Raw genomic sequence first — 2,721 nt, forward strand, 5'->3', positions numbered from 1 at the left:
CTTTTCCTTCAGGATAATTGGTAATAACGACTTTGACAGGATCCAAAACCGCCATAATACGCGGCGCAATCTTGTTCAAATCTTCACGGATGCAAAACTCTAAAAGGGCAACATCAATAATATTATCGCGTTTGGCAACACCAACGGTTTCAATAAATTTCTTAATAGCGTTTGGCGTATAGCCACGACGGCGTAAACCTGAAATTGTAGGCATGCGTGGATCGTCCCAACCCGAAACTATTTTATCTTCTACCAACCTGAGCAACTTTCGTTTGCTCATAATCGTATAACTTAGGTTTAAACGGGCAAATTCACGTTGTTTTGGGCGGATTTTACCGGGTTCGACCACTTGATCCAGAAACCAATCATACAGCTCTCTATGAGGCTTAAATTCGAGCGAACATAAACTGTGTGAAATACTTTCAATATAATCACTTTCGCCATGCGTCCAGTCGTACATTGGATAAATGCACCAATCATTCCCTGTTCGGTGATGGTGTTTCTTTAAAATTCGATACATCAACGGATCACGCATGAGCATATTGGTGTGCTGCATATCAATTTTAGCGCGCAATACATGCGTACCTTCATCAAATTCGCCGTTTTTCATGCGCTCAAAAAGATCCAAGTTTTCTTCCACAGTTCTATTGCGATAAGGACCATCCACACCTGGCTGGGTCGGTGTTCCTTTTTGTTCCGCCATAGCTTCCGAAGATTGAGAATCTACATAAGCCTTATTTTCTTTGATTAATTGCACAGCCCAATCATATAACTGCTGAAAATAATCAGAAGAATACAATTCATTCGCCCAAGTATACCCCAACCAAGCCACATCTTCCTTAATGGCATCCACATATTCCTGTTCCTCCTTAGTCGGATTGGTATCATCAAAACGAAGATTTACGGGAGCATTGTACTTCTCTCCCAAACCAAAACTGATCCCTATGGCTTTTGTATGGCCTATATGCAAATAGCCATTAGGCTCCGGTGGAAACCTGAATCTAAGGTCATTTCTTGACATACCTTGGGCTAAATCCTCCTCTATAATGTGCTCAATGAAGTTGAGCGGTTTTGTTTCTTCTGACATAATACGGTTCATTAGTTCTTATTATTTATTGAGATCAAATACGCAATAAGAATTCTTTTGCAAAATTAGCGATTTTTTTAGTTCTATAAATGCCTTATTTTTGTGCTTATAAAAGGAATTATGGGCATTATAAAAGTTGAAAATATCCGGGTGTATGCACATCACGGTTGTTTGCAGGAAGAAACTAAAATTGGAAGTGAATATCTGGTAGATTTAAAAGTAACCGCAGACTTGCAACCTTCGGCAAGCTCAGATAAATTAAGCGATACGGTCGATTACGTATTACTGAATCGAATTATTAAGGAAGAAATGCAAATCCCCTCCTATTTGCTTGAAACAGTCGCCAAACGTATCTTAAATCGAATTTTCTCAGAAGATCATTTAGTTAAGAAAGCAACGGTTTGGGTTAGTAAAATCAATCCTCCTATTGGCGGCGATGTGGACAAAGTGACGATTAAAATGAGCGAAACACGAAAAAGTTAGAAGTATTTAGCTTACAAGTTTTATTTTTTTTACCTTTGCACATTCAAAATTAGGGCATCATGGCCGAGTGGCTAGGCTCAGCTCTGCAAAAGCTGCTACAGCGGTTCGAATCCGCTTGATGCCTCAAGAAACCTTCAACGTAAGTTGGAGGTTTTTTTATGCTAAATTTTTATAAAAAATTAATTAAAGACCACAAAGCTGCTACAGCGGTTCTCCCGATACCTATCGGGAGATTGATGCCTCAAGAAACCTTCAACATACGTTGGAGGTTTTTTTTATTCTAATTTTTGAGAATGGAATGTGGGAGATGATGGAATAGAACGCGGATGACGCTGATTGAGCAGATATTCGCTGATCTTGTTTTGATAGATGAAGAAATTCTACAATTGAAAAACCTCACAGGTTTTGGAAACTTGTGAGGTTTGAGTGATATAAAAATCTGTGGTAATCATAAGAAATCAGCGTTATCTGTGTTCCATTAAATTTTAAATAAAGAAAAATGGAAACCAGATTTAATTCAACGGATTAATCTTCTCTAACCGATCCTTGAGTAATTCCTTTTCTTTTGGGAAAAATGCTTGGGACAATAATAAAATTCCAAAAGCTAAAATCACTAAAGCAATGATTTTCTTGGTTTTAAAGATGCGTCTTGGGGTCAGTTTATTCTTTAATCTTTTGGCAATCAATATTTTAAAGATATCAATTATAAAATAAGTGATGAGGATCGTCGCAAGAAAAACAACCACGCCGCTATTAGTATCAGTAAACGAATTAGCGATAATTATAAACGCTACCCAACCTACTAACACACCAACATTGATAAAATTCAGCAAGAAACCTTTGAGAAAAAGCTTCCCATAATTTTTTTGGATTTCAACACGATGGTATTCACGGACAATGGAACGAAATGATTTAGAAGTTTTTGTGAAGGTAATGATGCCATAAACGACCAAAAGTACGCCTCCAAACACCAGAAAATTAGGATCATCCTTAATTTTATCAAGCAGTTTATTGGTACTAAAAAATGCAATGGCAATAAACAAAACATCAGCCAACATCACGCCCAAATTAAAAATAAGGGCACTTTTAAATCCTTTGGTAGCACTGGTTTCCAGGAGTACAAAAAACACCGGACCAATGGTAAATGCCAA

The 2,721-nt window shown here is 37.5% G+C and carries 3 protein-coding genes and 1 tRNA gene; 2 read left to right on the plus strand and 2 right to left on the minus strand.

Going from position 1 to position 2,721, the window contains the following annotated elements; translation table 11 throughout:
- On the minus strand, window positions 1–1,087 hold a 1,087-nt coding region (gene glnS, locus ABIQ28_RS13915), incomplete at its 3' end, for a glutamine--tRNA ligase (RefSeq protein WP_348038336.1).
- Between the two features lie 120 nt (window positions 1,088–1,207).
- On the opposite strand from glnS, the gene folB reads away from it, so the two are divergent.
- Together folB and ABIQ28_RS13925 are read left to right on the plus strand one after the other, a co-directional pair.
- On the plus strand, window positions 1,208–1,570 hold the full coding sequence (gene folB / locus ABIQ28_RS13920) for a dihydroneopterin aldolase (protein ID WP_348038332.1): 363 nt from the start codon (window positions 1,208–1,210) through the stop codon (window positions 1,568–1,570).
- Window positions 1,571–1,623: 53 nt separating this feature from the next.
- A tRNA-Cys gene (locus tag ABIQ28_RS13925) sits at window positions 1,624–1,694 on the plus strand.
- Window positions 1,695–2,082: 388 nt separating this feature from the next.
- Here ABIQ28_RS13925 and ABIQ28_RS13930 read toward each other — a convergent pair.
- Window positions 2,083–2,721 (minus strand): LysE family transporter (locus tag ABIQ28_RS13930; protein ID WP_348038334.1); only part of this gene is annotated, 639 nt, incomplete at its 5' end.

Origin of the sequence: Gelidibacter sp. (assembly GCF_039916245.1) — a bacterium.
Taxonomy (GTDB): Bacteria; Bacteroidota; Bacteroidia; order Flavobacteriales; family Flavobacteriaceae; genus Gelidibacter.